The organism is Rhizobium sp. YAF28 (assembly GCF_052113285.1).
Taxonomy (GTDB): Bacteria; Pseudomonadota; Alphaproteobacteria; order Rhizobiales; family Rhizobiaceae; genus Rhizobium.
In genome coordinates this window covers 111,042-125,265 of sequence record NZ_JBFRCX010000016.1, presented here as the reverse complement: position 1 = coordinate 125,265, position 14,224 = coordinate 111,042, and the positions used below count along the sequence as shown (strand labels likewise).

Annotated in this window: 15 protein-coding genes; 13 read left to right on the top strand and 2 right to left on the bottom strand. The window is 59.3% G+C overall.

The window, feature by feature from the left end:
- The first annotated feature begins 128 nt into the window (after positions 1–128).
- From AB4Z13_RS29085 to AB4Z13_RS29065, 5 genes are all read left to right on the top strand, one after another.
- Entirely contained in the window at positions 129–1,385 is a 1,257-nt protein-coding gene (locus tag AB4Z13_RS29085) for an ABC transporter substrate-binding protein (protein ID WP_113321031.1), read from the top strand.
- Positions 1,386–1,489: 104 nt separating this feature from the next.
- Positions 1,490–2,584, top strand: a complete 1,095-nt coding sequence (locus AB4Z13_RS29080) for an ABC transporter ATP-binding protein (protein ID WP_442207425.1) — start codon at positions 1,490–1,492, stop codon at positions 2,582–2,584.
- On the top strand, positions 2,581–3,471 hold the full coding sequence (locus tag AB4Z13_RS29075) for a carbohydrate ABC transporter permease (RefSeq protein ID WP_113321033.1): 891 nt from the start codon (positions 2,581–2,583) through the stop codon (positions 3,469–3,471). The genes AB4Z13_RS29080 and AB4Z13_RS29075 overlap by 4 nt, the downstream gene beginning before the upstream one ends.
- A gap of 5 nt (positions 3,472–3,476) precedes the next feature.
- A complete protein-coding gene (locus AB4Z13_RS29070) occupies positions 3,477–4,355 on the top strand; it encodes a carbohydrate ABC transporter permease (protein ID WP_442207424.1) in 879 nt (292 codons plus the stop codon).
- Positions 4,356–4,369: 14 nt separating this feature from the next.
- Positions 4,370–4,873, top strand: coding sequence for a GNAT family N-acetyltransferase (locus AB4Z13_RS29065; protein ID WP_113321035.1), 504 nt, complete (start codon positions 4,370–4,372; stop codon positions 4,871–4,873).
- Positions 4,874–4,984: 111 nt separating this feature from the next.
- Here AB4Z13_RS29065 and AB4Z13_RS29060 read toward each other — a convergent pair whose 3' ends face one another.
- Both AB4Z13_RS29060 and AB4Z13_RS29055 read right to left on the bottom strand, forming a co-directional pair.
- Positions 4,985–5,806 (bottom strand): SH3 domain-containing protein, encoded by an 822-nt coding sequence (locus AB4Z13_RS29060; protein ID WP_113321129.1) that lies wholly within the window; start codon positions 5,804–5,806, stop codon positions 4,985–4,987.
- 28 nt (positions 5,807–5,834) lie between these two features.
- Positions 5,835–6,314: a hypothetical protein gene (locus AB4Z13_RS29055; protein WP_442207434.1), complete on the bottom strand. Its 480-nt coding sequence runs from the start codon at positions 6,312–6,314 to the stop codon at positions 5,835–5,837.
- A 1,083-nt stretch (positions 6,315–7,397) separates the two neighbouring features.
- On the opposite strand from AB4Z13_RS29055, the gene AB4Z13_RS29050 reads away from it, so the two are divergent.
- The 8 genes from AB4Z13_RS29050 (at position 7,398) to mdcB (ending at position 14,216) form a co-directional block, all read left to right on the top strand.
- On the top strand, positions 7,398–7,829 hold the full coding sequence (locus AB4Z13_RS29050; RefSeq protein ID WP_113182582.1) for an organic hydroperoxide resistance protein: 432 nt from the start codon (positions 7,398–7,400) through the stop codon (positions 7,827–7,829).
- A 345-nt stretch (positions 7,830–8,174) separates the two neighbouring features.
- On the top strand, positions 8,175–8,969 hold the full coding sequence (locus tag AB4Z13_RS29045) for an alpha/beta hydrolase (RefSeq protein ID WP_113321037.1): 795 nt from the start codon (positions 8,175–8,177) through the stop codon (positions 8,967–8,969).
- Positions 8,970–9,071: 102 nt separating this feature from the next.
- Positions 9,072–10,715: a malonate decarboxylase subunit alpha gene (gene mdcA, locus AB4Z13_RS29040; RefSeq protein ID WP_442207423.1), complete on the top strand. Its 1,644-nt coding sequence runs from the start codon at positions 9,072–9,074 to the stop codon at positions 10,713–10,715.
- 12 nt (positions 10,716–10,727) lie between these two features.
- A complete protein-coding gene (gene mdcC, locus AB4Z13_RS29035; RefSeq protein ID WP_113321039.1) occupies positions 10,728–11,045 on the top strand; it encodes a malonate decarboxylase acyl carrier protein in 318 nt (105 codons plus the stop codon).
- Positions 11,042–11,986 (top strand): biotin-independent malonate decarboxylase subunit beta, encoded by a 945-nt coding sequence (locus AB4Z13_RS29030; RefSeq protein ID WP_113321040.1) that lies wholly within the window; start codon positions 11,042–11,044, stop codon positions 11,984–11,986. Before mdcC ends, AB4Z13_RS29030 begins: the two co-directional genes overlap by 4 nt.
- The gene (locus AB4Z13_RS29025; protein WP_442207422.1) at positions 11,973–12,689 is read left to right on the top strand and encodes a biotin-independent malonate decarboxylase subunit gamma; all 717 of its coding nucleotides are present in this window, start codon (positions 11,973–11,975) and stop codon (positions 12,687–12,689) included. The genes AB4Z13_RS29030 and AB4Z13_RS29025 overlap by 14 nt, the downstream gene beginning before the upstream one ends.
- Complete coding sequence (mdcG, locus tag AB4Z13_RS29020) at positions 12,667–13,350, top strand: malonate decarboxylase holo-[acyl-carrier-protein] synthase (protein ID WP_442207421.1); 684 nt, start codon at positions 12,667–12,669, stop codon at positions 13,348–13,350. Before AB4Z13_RS29025 ends, mdcG begins: the two co-directional genes overlap by 23 nt.
- The gene (gene mdcB / locus AB4Z13_RS29015; protein WP_113321043.1) at positions 13,347–14,216 is read left to right on the top strand and encodes a triphosphoribosyl-dephospho-CoA synthase MdcB; all 870 of its coding nucleotides are present in this window, start codon (positions 13,347–13,349) and stop codon (positions 14,214–14,216) included. Before mdcG ends, mdcB begins: the two co-directional genes overlap by 4 nt.
- Positions 14,217–14,224 lie beyond the last annotated feature (8 nt).

The window sequence follows — 14,224 nt, the reverse complement described above, 5'->3', positions numbered from 1 at the left end:
TTTGCATCTTCGACGCAAACGTCGGCAAAGTCCATGTTGACATGACTGGTCATAACCAGTCCTATTGGAAACAAGGAGACAGAGAGCTCCGCGTGATGCCGAAGCGTTATCAACGAAGGGAACAATCGATGCTGAAGAAAAGCCTTGTCGCATTGGCGATATCTGCAGCCCTCTGGGGTGGCAGCGCGCATGCCGAAACCATTTCCGTGTTTTGCTCGCCAACGGAATTCGAGCTCTGCACGAACGTTGCCAACGCCTGGAAGGAAAAGACGGGCAACGAGGCCAAGATCAACAAGATGCCCGCGCTTCTGGACGATGCGATCCCGATCTATCAACAGTTGCTCGCCGCCAAATCCAAGGACGTCGACGTCCTTTTCCTCGATGTGATCTGGCTCGGCATGTTCAAGAGTAACCTGCTCGATCTCAAGGCAATGATCCCGCAGGCAGACCAGGACAAGCATTTCGCCTCGACACTCAATGCGGCCAAGCTTGACGGCAATCTCATTGCCATGCCTGCCTATATGGACGTCGGGCTCATGTTCTACCGCAAAGACCTGCTCGAAAAATACGGCAAGACGGCGCCCAAGACCTGGGACGAGCTTGCTGCCACCGCCAAGGAAATTCAGGACAAGGAACGGGCTGCAGGCTCGGCCGACATGTGGGGTTATGCCTGGCAGGCCAAGAGCTATGAAGGCCTGACCTGCGACGCGATCGAGCTTGTTGCTTCCAACGGTGGCGGCACCATCATTTCTGACGACGGAAAGGTGACTATCGACAATCCGCAGGCTGCCGAGGCGCTCGAAAAGGCGAAGGGCTGGATCGGCTCGATCAGCCCCGAGGGCGTCCTCAACTATGATGAGGAGCAGTCGCGCGCCGTCTTCGAATCCGGCAACGCGGTCTTCCATCGCAATTGGCCCTATGTCTGGGGTACCTCCCATGAAAAGGGGAGCAATATCGTCGACAAGGTCGGCGTGATGCCTCTGCCGGTCGGCAAGGAAGGCGAAAAGTCGAGCGGATGCCTTGGCCCAATGTATTATGGCGTTAACAAATACAGCGCCAAGCCCGAGGTGGCGGCCGACTTTGTGAACTTCATCACCGGCCCCGATATGCAGAAGATGCGCGCGCTGAAGGCGGCCCTCAACCCGTCGATCCAGGCGCTCTACAGCGATCCGGACGTTCTGGAGAAGATACCCTTCCTCAAGGATAACCAGCAGGCCTTTGCCGATAGCGCAGTGCGCCCGTCCGGCTACACTGGCACCAGCTACAACCGCGTTTCGCAGGCTTTCTACCGTTCGGTTCACGACATGCTTTCCGGCGGTGCCGAGGTCAAGTCCAGCCTGACGCCGCTGGCCGGTCGGCTCGAGAAACTGAAGGAAAGCCGCTGACGCTCTTCGGATTTCCGGCGGCGGGAACGCGGCCGGAACGCGTCACTGCCTCGCCACCAATCACGGTGGCGAGCCCTCTGCCGTCTCATACCCTCAGGTGAAAAATGGCATCGGTTTCGCTCGAATCCGTTTCGAAGAATTTCGGTACACATGCTGTTATCCAGAATGTTGACCTGCAGATCATCGACGGCGAGTTTGTCGTTTTCGTCGGTCCCTCCGGTTGCGGCAAGTCAACGCTTTTGCGCATCGTCGCCGGCCTGATCTCCGCATCGAAGGGTGTGGTGAGGATAGGCGGCGACGACGTGACTGATGTGCCTGCCTCCAAGAGAGGCGTAGCCTTCGTCTTCCAGTCTTACGCGCTCTATCCGCATATGAACGTTGCGCGAAATATCGGCTTCGCGCTTGAGACCCTCGGCATGAACAGGGCCGCTATCAGCGAGAAGGTGCGGTCGGTCGCACGAATGCTGAAGGTCGATCATCTGCTCGAACGCCGGCCGCGCGAACTGTCCGGCGGACAGCGCCAGCGCGTGGCAATCGGGCGCGCCTTGGTGCGCCAGCCCGAAATCTTCCTCTTCGATGAGCCGCTGTCTAATCTCGACTCGGATCTGCGCATGGAGATGCGCATGGAGATCGCCAAGCTCCACGACGATCTGAAGACGACAATGATCTATGTGACCCATGACCAATCGGAAGCGATGACGCTTGCCGACCGGATCGTCGTTCTCAATCACGGACGCATTGAGCAGGTCGGCACGCCGAAGGAACTCTACCACACTCCTGACAACCGGTTTGTCGCAGGCTTCATCGGCAGTCCCCGCATGAACTTCCTGGCCGTGCAGACAACATCGGCCAAAGTGAGCGGACCGGGTGGCCTCGTCATCGATGCGAACACCGAGGGCCAGGCAGTGACCGAGATCGGCATACGGTCGGAAGCGATCCGGCTGGTGGCGGCAGGGGACGGACGAATGACCTGCGTGCTCGAACGTATCGAGGATCTTGGCCACGAGCATTTCGCCTATTGCCGCATCAACGGTGACGTCATCTGGGTCGTCCGCGTCAATGTCGAGCCGCCGAGGGAACTGATCGGCAAGGCGGTCGGCCTGAATTTCCAGGACGCCTCGATCTTTGCATTCGCCGCCGACGGAAGACGGCTCATTCTCAACCGCCAGGTCGGCGTGACCGAAGGAGCGCGGCAATGAGTGCCCGGCTCGCCCGCCGCGACCATCGTGCGGCCTGGCTGTTTCTGCTGCCGGTCATCGTCGTCATGCTGGTCGTCGCCCTCTGGCCGCTCGGCCGCACCTTCTTCTTCGCCTTCACCGATGCCTATCTTGACGATCCGTCAGTCTATTCAATGACAGGGGTCGACAACTTCCTTGAGGTCATCAACGATCGCAGCTGGTGGATTGCCGTCAAGAACACGCTGATCTTCACGGTCATCTCGGTCGCGATCGAGACGGTTCTCGGCCTGGCGATAGCGCTTCTCGTCAATGAAGCCATTCCGGGCCGAGGGCTGGCGCGCGCCGCCATCCTCGTGCCCTGGGCGATCCCGGTCGTTGTCTCGACGAAGATCTGGGAATGGATGTTGAACGACCAGTTCGGCGTTATCAATAAGCTCCTCATCGGGCTCGGCCTCATCGATCATGGTATTCCCTGGACGGCGAGCGGTTCGCTGCTGATGGGCGTCGTGATCTTCGTCGACGTGTGGATGACAACCCCGTTCATGGTTCTGCTCATCCTGGCGGGCCTGCAACTGATATCCTCGGAGATATTCGAGGCAGCGGAGGTCGATGGCATTCCGGCATGGAAGCGCTTCTGGTCGATCACCCTGCCGATGCTGCGCCCGGCGATCGGCGTAGCGGTCCTCTTCCGCGTCCTCGATGCACTCAGGATGTTCGACCTTGCCTATGTGATGGCGGCGAGCAACGAAAGCGTGATGACCGTCTCCATCTACGCGCGCGACCGGCTGATCAGCTTCCAGGAGCTCGGCATCGGCTCGGCGGCATCGACCTGGGTCTTCCTGCTCGTCGCGCTTGTCGCCATCATCATCATCGGGGTCCTTCGCCTCGACAGAGCCGCGGGGACCTGAGCGACATGGCCGATGCAATCATCCCGAAGACCGTGCGCAAGCCTGCCTCCTACTTCCGTATGCGGCGGCGCGCCGTGCGAAGCCTGCAGGTCCTGGCTCTTCTGCTCGTCCTGTTCTACACGCTGTTTCCCTATTACTGGGCCTTCGTTTCCTCGACGAAGCAAGGTTCGGCGCTCTATCAATCCGCGCTGATGCCGGCGTTCGACTTCACCTACTATCGCCAGTTGATCGACAATCCTGTTTTCATGGGCTCGCTTATGAACTCGGCCTATGTCGCGGTCTCAACCACTTTCCTGTCGCTCGTCATCGGGCTCAGCGCCGCTTATGCGCTGGGGCGCATCGACTTTCCGCAACGGCGCACTATCCTGATGATCGTGCTGATGATCTCGATCTTTCCGCAGGTCGTCGTTCTCTCCGGCATGTTCGAGCTGATCAACTGGATGGGTCTGTTTAACCGGCCAAGCGCGCTCGTCCTCACCTATCTCCTGTCGACCGTGCCCTTCACGACCTGGATCCTGACCACCTTCATCCGCGAGTTTCCGCGGGAGTTGGAAGAGGCTGCGATCATCGACGGCTGCTCACATTTTAGAATTCTGACGAAGATCCTGCTGCCGCTGATGGGACCCTCGCTCGCCAGCACGGGCATTCTTGCCTTCATTCTGGCATGGAACGAGTTTCTCTTCGCGCTGACCTTCACCCTGACGGACGAGAACCGGACCGTGCCGGTTGCGATCGGCCTGATCGCAGGCAATACCCGGTACGAATATCCGTTCGGTCAGATCATGGCCGCGTCCGTTACCGTGACGCTACCGCTGATCATCATCGTATTGATCTTCCAGAGACGGATCGTTGCCGGCCTAACGGCAGGCGCCATCAAAGGCTGACAAAGGAATAAACCATGGACATGCTGGTAAAACTCTACGAGCTGAAGGCCGATCCTGAACTTAATGCGCGCATCGCCGAGCAGGACATCACCATCCGGCGCGTCCTTGCGCCGGAGTTAAACGCTCTGACCGCCTGGATCGAGCCGCGCTTTGGCTCCGGCTGGGTCGCGGAAGCGACGGTTGCCACGATGCGCCAGCCGCCCACTTGCTTCATCGCCATCCAGAACGACGTACTCATCGGCTTTGCCTGTCACGAGGCAACCGCGAAAGGCTTCTTCGGGCCGACCGGCGTCGATACGGTCGCCCGCGGCAAAGGTGTTGGCCAGGCTCTGCTGCTGACCACACTTCTCGATATGTACGCGCAGGGGTATGCCTACGGGGTAATCGGGGGCGCCGGTCCAATGGAGTTCTATCGTCGAAGCGTCGGGGCAGTTCCGATTGAAGGCTCGGAACCAGGCATCTATCGCGGCATGTTGCCGCTTGCCGAGCCGAAAGGCATTTCGGAATCGGGCCACTAGGTCTGGTCGAGGCACCCACAAGAGACAGTCGCAAAGGTCGCGCCGACGAGCGCTTGCGTTGCACTTTACTTTCCACAAATAAAAAGGGGCGGCATCGTGCCGCCCCTTTAATCAGTTGTTGCAGTTAGGGTCGCCCGGATCGCACGCACCGCGCGGTCTTCTTCGATCATTACCCGCCCCGTCATTATCGCCTCTGCGACGGATGTCACCGTTGTTGCTGTCGTCACCTCCCCGGCGTCGAAAGTCCCGGCGATCGCGGTTGCTATTGTCATCGCCGTCGCGGCGGAAATCCGGCCGGCGATCGAATTGCGGGCGGCGATTTTCGTCACCGTTGGCATCCGGCCTGCGGTTGTCTCGGTCGCGATTGAAGTCAAACTGTCGGCGCTGATCGCGATCGAAGTCCGTCCGGCGATCAGCGTCCGGCGTGAGGCCAAGATCAGGTCGTCGATCAAATCCGCGACGTCCGTCAGCGTCTTGTCGTCGATCTAAGTCTGGACGGTTGATGTCACGAGGGGGCGGCCGGTAAAAATCGGGGCCTCGACGCCACCGGTCACGGTCCCGATAAAAATCACGGTTGCGGTAATAGCGGTCCCAATAATTGCCTACGCTGAAGACAACGGTCGGGATTCCAAGCGGGCGATAATATTCGGGTCCTACATAAACACGCCGGCTTTGATACACCGCCTGAACATATCGTCCGGCGACCCAACCGCGACCACCGTAGAATTCGACGTCACACCATGGCACGTCAGCAAGGCAACCATGGATCTCGACAGATTCACCAAGTGGGATAACGGCAACTGCGGGGTAGCTCGTGCTTGGACCTGCACGCATATTGACGTTCGCCGTCGAATAGCCTTCGGCGGCAGAGGCTATCGCAGGCGACAGCAAGAGAAGGCCGGTTGCGCAGATTCTGAGAAGTGTATCTTTCACATTCAACTCCATTGGGGCTGCGCCACCGTCATGATCCCGAGCGGACAGCTCCAAATTGCGGTCGCGTGGAAAAACGTAGCGCGTACTGCCACTTAAGGTGACGTTCATGCACTTGTTTCTCTGAAAATAGATCTGAGGTGATGAACCTCGGTTGAACGCGCCGGTCATCGACTTCTTCACTTTTTTTGTACCTCCGAGACATGGTCCCGGTGTCAGCGTTACTGCAATAGCCGGTTGGCCATCGGTGCGCTCTCCGGCGGGACCATCCGCCGGAGAGCGGGCGGTCGGGGCCGTGCTCCCCTTGGCTTGCCCGCACGACGTTCGAAACCGCGCCAGAGGTCGCCAGCGCATGGTGGAATAGAGCGGGGTCGTTTTCGAGATGCGGCCATTGTTCGCTCAGCAGAAAAGCGGCGAAATCCTCGACGCCGTGTGCCTGACGATATTTCGCCATGCCATCTATCTCGACGTGGAGTGGACGAATCGGTGTCGGGCTCTGAAGATTGTCCATGAAGCGGTATCTCTCAAAATTACGACAAACTCACATGGGACGCGATTCGAATGTGTCGAGTCACCCGTCGCAGAATCCACCGGAAACGCATGCAGGGGACATCACATCGATCCGCAAGGATCGTCTAGAAATATATCGGAGCTTTCAGCATAGCGTCCGGGCGGAACGCGCGGGAAAGCGGGAATTCGCGTTACACAAGGGCGTGAGCAAGGGCAGCCGCAGGAGCTGAGCGAAAGCGGTCCGAAGGACAAGTGGGACCGACTGCCCACAACCGAGTGTTCCGCTTGCGGGCCGATTTCTAAGCTCTTGAAGGAACACGAACTGGGGATCCCTACGATCCTCAACCAACTGCGTGCTAACTCGGAGCACTGAGCGAAGTCTTTACGCCCCGACTACAGTCGCGGTTTGCTGTACTTCGCTCGACCAGAATCTAAACGTAGGTATTGGTCAAATAGACCTAGTCCTGATTCTCCAAAGCCTCCAACTGCGCGATCCTCGATATTGAACCGACGCTCATCGGCATCTTGAGGAAACCCCGATGTCACACACCCAATTATCTTTGTACCACCGCGATCGGCGCGAGACTTCGTCCCACTCGCGCGTTCTGACCGCGGCGAATTCGAACTACCAAAACCCTCGAATGGTGCCAATGGCATTCCCTTACGGCCCCGAACCGGGGCCCTTAGGCGTGAACACGAGTACTCACTGTCCGCGTCAATTTCACCCGTTGATTGCACTCTCGACAGTTCTTCTTATCGCGATTGTCGCGTTCATTGCCGTCTCTTGGGCGGGAGCCCAGCTGATTGGAATGCTTCTCGCGCTATACCAATGACACCGGCATTGAACTTGTATGAAGTTGCCCGATGTCGTCAACGGCGGATTCTCCGGCAATGGAGAGGTGTTTTTCAAACCTTTCCACACATCGAAACAGAGCACGGAACCGGCATGGGCCTCACCATTTGCAGGTTTATCGTCGAATCCCATGGCGGAAAAATATCGGCCGCGCCAACCCGTCTGGCGGCGCTCCGTTCCTCGTGAGCCTGCCCCTCACCCACAAAACAACGAACTCAAAGGAGCAAGTATATGGAAGCGATTTACACAGCCAAGGTAACCGCCTCCGGTGGACGTCATGGCAAGATTAGGAGCGACGACGGCGTTCTCGACTTACAGCTGGCTATGCCGCAAGCTTTGGGCGGCAAAGGAGGCGCAACCAATCCTGAGCAACTTTTCGCGGGAGGCTATGCCGCGTGCTTCGAAAACGCCCTTTTCCGGGCAGCACGGGAAAGCCGTCATCACATTCCCGACGGTGACATCGAGGTGGTTGGCGAAGTCGGGCTCAGCAAGACCGAGAGCGACACGTTCGCGCTGGCTGTTACCCTGCACATCACGATCGTAGGGATCGAACCGGGCCTGATCGACGAGCTTGTCGCTCGGGCTGACGCGATATGCCCATACTCGAACGCCATTCGCGGAAATGTTGAGGTTAGGAAGCTGGCCCACTCTGGGGTCTCGTAATCGAATATCCGATGCGAGAACAAGCGGCCCCCATCAAAAAAGACCTGATGATTATCACGAGGCCCTACCACGGAGTGTGGGGGTACCTACACTTTGATCTGGTTTCGCTCCAATCCGGTCTGGCCTAAAATAGTGCTCACCGCGCGATATCGTCAACGCAAAGCGTTATGAGGACGGCAACCCCATAGCCTCAGACGAAACTTGCTGAGCGCCCGGTCACTCGGCGGCGAACGAACAGCGCACCTGGCGCAAACCTCTGATTTTGCATGATTTTGCAACGCTTGACTCGATTCAGAAATTAATCCGCGACAGCCTTTAACCAGCAGCAACAAAGGAACTGTGATCATGAGATACACTAGCGCATGCCTGGCTCTTGCCGCACTCGTTCCGCTCGCGACCTTGGCCAATCCCGCAGCCGCAGAACCTGTCAAGAACATCGTTCTCGTACATGGTGCATGGGTCGACGGTTCCGGTTGGAAGCCGATCTTCGAAATCCTGACGAAGGAAGGGTTCCACGTTTCGATGGTCCAGGAACCCGAAAGCTCCTTCACCGATGACGTGGCGGCGACGAAGCGCGTCCTCGACATGCAGGACGGCCCTACACTGCTCGTTGGCCACAGTTATGGAGGCTCCATCATCACCGAAGCGGGCGTCCATCCGTCTGTCGTAGGCCTGGTGTATGTCGCCGCCCATGCACCGGATGTCGGGGAAGACGAAGGATCGCTGGGCAAGAAGACGCCCAGCGTGCTCGCCAAGACGCCAGGCGCGATCAAGAAAACCCCGGATGGCTACACCTATCTCGACCCCGACGAGTTTCCGAAACTGTTCGCTCCTGACCTGCCCCGCGAACAAGCTCTGTTCGGAGCACGTTCGCAAGTCCTTGCATCTGCGCAAGTGTTCACCCAACCACTGACCGCGGCTGCGTGGAAAACCAAACCAAGCTGGGCTGTCGTCGCCGGCAACGACCAGATCATCAATCCGGACCTTGAGCGTTGGTACTACAAGCGCGCCAAGAGCCACACTATCGAGATCAAGGGTGCGAGCCACTCGGTCTACGAGTCCCATCCGAAGGAAGTGGCGGCCGTCATCACGGAAGCCGCGCGAAAAGTTGAAACTGCGGCCATGGCGAGCGACAAATAACAGCCGGCCAAAAAGGCTGCCGCTAGGCGGCAGCCCTTCATCCCGCAATTCGGTCCACACCGACAGATCGCATGGTCCACCTTCCAAATGCAGGAGTTTCGCATGCAGTGGCACAAGAACCGTGACGCCAGGGATCAACGCATCGAAGCGGGCCGCAAACTGTCAGCGGGAAAAATCGTCGACGCCCAGGATGCCACTCGCCTGCTTGAGGCCGTCATCCGTAAAGGCGATCGCGTCTGCCTGGAAGGCGACAACCAGAAGCAGGCCGACTTGCTCAGCTCGGCCCTCCTGGCAGTAAATACGGAAAACATAAGCGACCTGCATATGGTGCAGTCGGGCGTCGTACTTCCCGAGCATCTCGACCTCTTTGAGCGCGGCGTCGCCACGAGACTCGACTATGCCTACTCCGGTCCGCAGTCGGCCCGCATTGCGGAAATGCTGTTCGGCGGAAAAATTCAACTCGGCGCAGTGCACACCTACCTCGAACTGTTTGCCCGCTATTTTATCGATCTGACGCCCAACGTGGCTCTTATTGCGGCGGTTAGCGCTGATCGTGAAGGCAATCTCTATACGGGTCCGAATACCGAAGACACGCCGACTGTCGTCGAAGCGACTGCTTTCAAGGACGGTATCGTCATTGCCCAGGTCAATGAAATCGTCGCTAAGGTCCCTCGCGTGGACATCCCCGGAGACCGCGTCCACTTCGTGGTTAAAGCCGACAAGCCCTTCTTCGTCGAGCCCCTTTTCACCCGCGATCCGGCGGCCATCACCGAAACCCAGATCCTGACGGCAATGCTTGCCATCAAGGGCATCTACGCGCCCTACGGCGTCAAGCGCCTGAACCACGGCATCGGGTTTAATACGGCTGCCATCGAGCTTCTTTTGCCGACGTTCGGCGAAGCTCTGGGACTGAAAGGCAAGATCGCCAGCCATTTTGCCCTCAACCCGCACCCCGCACTTATTCCTGCGATCGAATCCGGGTGGGTGGAGCAGATACACTCGTTTGGCTCCGAGGTCGGGATGGAAGACTATATCAGGGCTCGGTCTGATGTTTACTTCACTGGGCCCGACGGGTCGCTTCGCTCAAACCGCGCCTTCAGCCAGGTGGCGGGCCTCTACGCTTGCGACATGTTCATTGGCTCGACGCTCCAGATCGACTTGGCTGGAAACTCATCAACGGTGACCACCTCACGGATAGCGGGATTCGGTGGCGCTCCCAACATGGGATCGGACGCGCGCGGTCGGCGGCATCCGAGCGATCCCTGGCTGCAGGCAGGACGGGAAGCAGATCCCACGGGATTGCCGGCCCTGCGCCGCGGCCGGAAACTCGTCGTCCAGATTGGCGAGACGTTCGGAGAAAAGAACGTCCCCTTGTTCGTCGAGAAGCTGGACGCGCTTGCCCTGGCCGAAAAGCTGAAGCTCGATCTCGCGCCCGTCATGATCTACGGGGATGACGTCACTCACATCGTGACAGAAGAAGGCATCGCGAACCTGCTGCTGTGCCGGAACCCGCAGGAGCGCGAACAGGCTATCCGCGGGGTTGCCGGTTACACGGACGTGGGCCGCGCCCGCGACAAGGCGATGGTCAACCAGCTCCGGGGTCGCGGCGTCATTCTCAGACCGGAAGACCTTGGAATCGATCCGCTTCAGGCGGACCGCAATCTGCTGGCGGCACGGTCCATCAAGGACATCGTTCGCTGGTCGGGCGGCCTCTACGTTCCGCCCTCGAAGTTTCGCAACTGGTGATGGGAGCAGTCCATGGAAAACCTCACATTCACACATGACGTGGCCGACAAGGCCGCGGGCAACACGAAGCAAGCGATCACAGGGGTCGTTGCGTCAGGAAATTTGGAAGTCCTCGTCGAGCGAGTCGTTCCGGAAAAGCAGTGCGTTGTCGAGATTCGAACCACGGTTCGAGGGTTCGATCCCGTCTGGCAGGCGGTCGTCGAAGATTTCGTCGAGCGCTTCCAAACGGGCGGCCTGCGGTTCTCGATCAACGATGGAGGCGCGCGACCCGACACCGTATCGCTTCGCCTGGCACAGGCTTTACGCCTGATGGAGAAAACAGAGAAATGAACGTTCCAACAAACGCTGCCACCCAAGCCGCCGGCACCGACGCCAGACAAGCCAGCTGGTATGAGTCCTCGGCTCGCGCCCGTGTATCGCTCCTCCTAGACGACGATAGCTTCAACGAGTTTCTCGGCCCGGCAGAACGCGAGATGAGCCCAAATCTCAAGTCCTTCGATCTTCCCGAGCAATTCGATGACGGTATGATCGTCGGACGTGGCCTGATCAAGAGCATACCCGTTTTCATCGCAGCGCAGGAAGGCCGTTTCATGGGCGGGGCTTTCGGCGAGGTTCACGGCGCAAAGCTCACTGGCCTTCTTCGGGCGGCCCGCGATATGCGTTCGGTACCAGTCATCATCCTGTTTGATACGGGTGGTGTACGTCTCCAGGAAGCTAACGCCGGCGAACTGGCGATCGCCGAAATCATGCGTGCGGTCATAGAGGCGAGGATCGCCGGCGTCACAGTCATCGGCCTCATTGGCGGAAGAGCCGGATGCTACGGCGGCGGTGGCCTGATTGCCGGATGCTGCTCGGCTCTCGCAGTCTCCGAGCAGGGCCGCATTTCCGTCTCGGGACCCGAAGTGATCGAGACAAACCGCGGCGTCGAAGAATTCGATTCTAAAGACCGGGCGCTCGTCTGGCGCACCATGGGCGGCAAGCATCGCCGACTGATCGGTGGGGCCGACGCCTTCGTCGATGACACGATCGCAAGTTTCCGGGAGACCGCTGTCAGCCTGCTGGCCGACACTCGGCCGTTCACGCTCCAGACATTGCAGGATGAGCAGAGGCGGATCGAATGGCGGATTGAACAGTTTGGCAAATCCGCCGATGCGATCGACATCTGGCGGTCCATAGGCATCACCGACGCCGCTTCCATCCCCGAGATGACCTATGCGCGGTTCACGGCCGCCGCTCAAAAAGTACGGAGGCCGAACCATGCAGCTCGCTGATATCCTCGCGTCGCTTTTCCCGCACGGTCATAGCATCAAAACCGACCATGGTCTGCTATACGGTTTGGCTCTGCTTTCGGACGGACAGCAGGCACTTGTCGTAGGCGTTTCGGATCGGGCAGCAGTTGGCGTCGATCAGGCCTCCCTGCTTTCCCGTCACATCCTCGACGACCATTCGGGGACGGGGCCGATCCTGGTGATCGTCGACAGCGATAGCCAAATGATGAGCAAACGCGACGAGTTGCTCGGGCTCAACGAGTTCCTGGCTCATCTCGCCAAATGCCTGATCTTCGCCGATTTTCACGGCCGTCCGACGATCGGCATCCTCTACGGCCACACGGCGGCCGGGGCGTTTCTCGCGACCGCGCTTGCGACCCGTGTTCTCGTCGCGCTTCCTGGCGCGGAGCCTGCTGTGATGGATCTCGCGTCCATGTCAAAGGTGACGAAGCTATCCATCGAGGTTCTGCAGGAAAAGGCTAAGACGACTGCCATCTTCGCTCCCGGATTGGACAATCTCGCGAAAACGGGTGCAGTCCATTTCGTATGGAACGAGCGGGAATCGCTGGCAAGCCAACTGAGCGCGCTTCTGGCCGATCTCCCTGACACAGTCGACAAGCGCGACCTTCTCGGCTTCGAACGGCATGGCCGTACCAAAGCAGCGGAAATCGCGGAGCGCGTCTATGCGATCGCACGCGCTTCCTAAGCTTCGCCCGCTGAAACGCCACGACCTGGTTTATCTCGACCCGGCGAGATGGGATTCCGTGCTCGAAAGGCAGCTGGGATCAGATCGCGCCGATCCTCTGATCCAGTCCTGGGTGCACAGAGAATGGCCGCTCGTGGCGCGCCGGCCCATGGCGCACGAGACGCACGGCATTGCCCTTGGCCTGCCGCTGCCACCATCACTGGAAAAGCGACGCATTCCGTTGGTGGTGGAAGCCGATGACATCCTCGCGATCCACGAACCGACGGCGCTCGCCTGCGCCCGCGGCCTAGCCCCCATGGTATGGCAACGGACCTTCGACGAACTTGAGTTCTTCGCGGCGCATCGCGGTATCGAACTGCAAGTATTCGGCAGCCTCGCTTGGCAGGCGCTGACCGGTCTTGCGTATCTTACCAGCTCGTCGGACATCGACCTGCTGCTGCATGTCCGTTCCCCGGCCGACATAGACCTGCTTTCCTCGGAGATTTCCAGGATCGAGGATGTATCGCCCAGCCGCATAGACGGCGAGTTTATCCGTGACGATGGCCTTGCCGCCAACTGGCGCGAATTCCTGTTCAGGCCGGCCGACGTCATGGTGAAGTCCATGCAGGGCATCGCATTACTGGACCGAAGACGGTTCCTCGCTGGAGATTTTCTCTCATGAATGCCCTCTCCCTTCCTGTCTCCGTGTTCGACGCTTCCGCGCGCTTGACTGTCGATGCGGCGGGCATCGCTTCTCTAGCGAAGAAAAGCCTCCTTCTGGAGGTGGAGACGTGGCCGAAGCCGGGTTTGGTCAGCCATGTGGATTCAGGCAGCCACAGTGACATGGACGCCGGGACGTTTCGCGACAGTGCTTCCGCAATCGAGCCGTATCTCCGGTCTCTTGTGGTCGCCGGCGCAAGTGGCTGTCAAATGACGCATCTCAGGTCCATCGGACTCGCAGCCGAAACGGCGATGCTGTCGGCGACGAACGGCATTAATACTCATCGAGGAGCAATCTTCGGCATGGGTCTGCTATGTGCTGCCGCGGGCGCGAGGGCCAACGGCGTTGTCAGTCCCCGATCGCCGCTTGGCTCGGTCGTCCACGAGCTTTGGGGCCAAAGCATTCTTGCAGGTCCAAGGCTTGCCGATAGTCACGGTGCACAGGCGCAACTTCGCTACGGAGCGGGCGGCGCGCGAGCGGAGGCCGCCAAGGGATTTCCGAGTATCTACAAGATCGGAATTCCCGCACTACAGGCTGCGCGGCTCAAATCGCCCGACGATCTGGAGGCGCAGAGGGTCGAAACCTGCTTTGCGCTGATCGCTGAGCTGGATGACACCAACCTTCTGCACAGGGGCGGCGAGGAGGGCCTTCGCTTTGCCCAGCGGGCTGCACGTCATTTTCTGGCGACAGGCGGAATCGGCGCCGGTCGCTGGCAACGACGCGCACAATCGATCCACGAAGAGTTCATCACCAGAACACTCAGCGCAGGCGGAGCAGCGGACCTTCTTGCAATGACGCTGTTCGTCGATGAGATAGAGGGACCCTGAAGTCGATG

What these genes read in the sequence shown, in the direction of transcription:
- AB4Z13_RS29030 (WP_113321040.1), top strand. Translation starts at nt 11,042, where the DNA reads ATGAACGTTCCAACAAACGCTGCCACCCAAGCCGCCGGCACCGACGCC.
- mdcC (WP_113321039.1), top strand. Translation starts at nt 10,728, where the DNA reads ATGGAAAACCTCACATTCACACATGACGTGGCCGACAAGGCCGCGGGC.
- AB4Z13_RS29045 (WP_113321037.1), top strand. Translation starts at nt 8,175, where the DNA reads ATGAGATACACTAGCGCATGCCTGGCTCTTGCCGCACTCGTTCCGCTC.
- mdcB (WP_113321043.1), top strand. Translation starts at nt 13,347, where the DNA reads ATGAATGCCCTCTCCCTTCCTGTCTCCGTGTTCGACGCTTCCGCGCGC.
- mdcA (WP_442207423.1), top strand. Translation starts at nt 9,072, where the DNA reads ATGCAGTGGCACAAGAACCGTGACGCCAGGGATCAACGCATCGAAGCG.
- AB4Z13_RS29055 (WP_442207434.1), bottom strand. Translation starts at nt 6,314, where the DNA reads ATGGACAATCTTCAGAGCCCGACACCGATTCGTCCACTCCACGTCGAG.
- AB4Z13_RS29025 (WP_442207422.1), top strand. Translation starts at nt 11,973, where the DNA reads ATGCAGCTCGCTGATATCCTCGCGTCGCTTTTCCCGCACGGTCATAGC.
- mdcG (WP_442207421.1), top strand. Translation starts at nt 12,667, where the DNA reads ATGCGATCGCACGCGCTTCCTAAGCTTCGCCCGCTGAAACGCCACGAC.
- AB4Z13_RS29075 (WP_113321033.1), top strand. Translation starts at nt 2,581, where the DNA reads ATGAGTGCCCGGCTCGCCCGCCGCGACCATCGTGCGGCCTGGCTGTTT.
- AB4Z13_RS29065 (WP_113321035.1), top strand. Translation starts at nt 4,370, where the DNA reads ATGGACATGCTGGTAAAACTCTACGAGCTGAAGGCCGATCCTGAACTT.
- AB4Z13_RS29085 (WP_113321031.1), top strand. Translation starts at nt 129, where the DNA reads ATGCTGAAGAAAAGCCTTGTCGCATTGGCGATATCTGCAGCCCTCTGG.
- AB4Z13_RS29050 (WP_113182582.1), top strand. Translation starts at nt 7,398, where the DNA reads ATGGAAGCGATTTACACAGCCAAGGTAACCGCCTCCGGTGGACGTCAT.
- AB4Z13_RS29070 (WP_442207424.1), top strand. Translation starts at nt 3,477, where the DNA reads ATGGCCGATGCAATCATCCCGAAGACCGTGCGCAAGCCTGCCTCCTAC.
- AB4Z13_RS29080 (WP_442207425.1), top strand. Translation starts at nt 1,490, where the DNA reads ATGGCATCGGTTTCGCTCGAATCCGTTTCGAAGAATTTCGGTACACAT.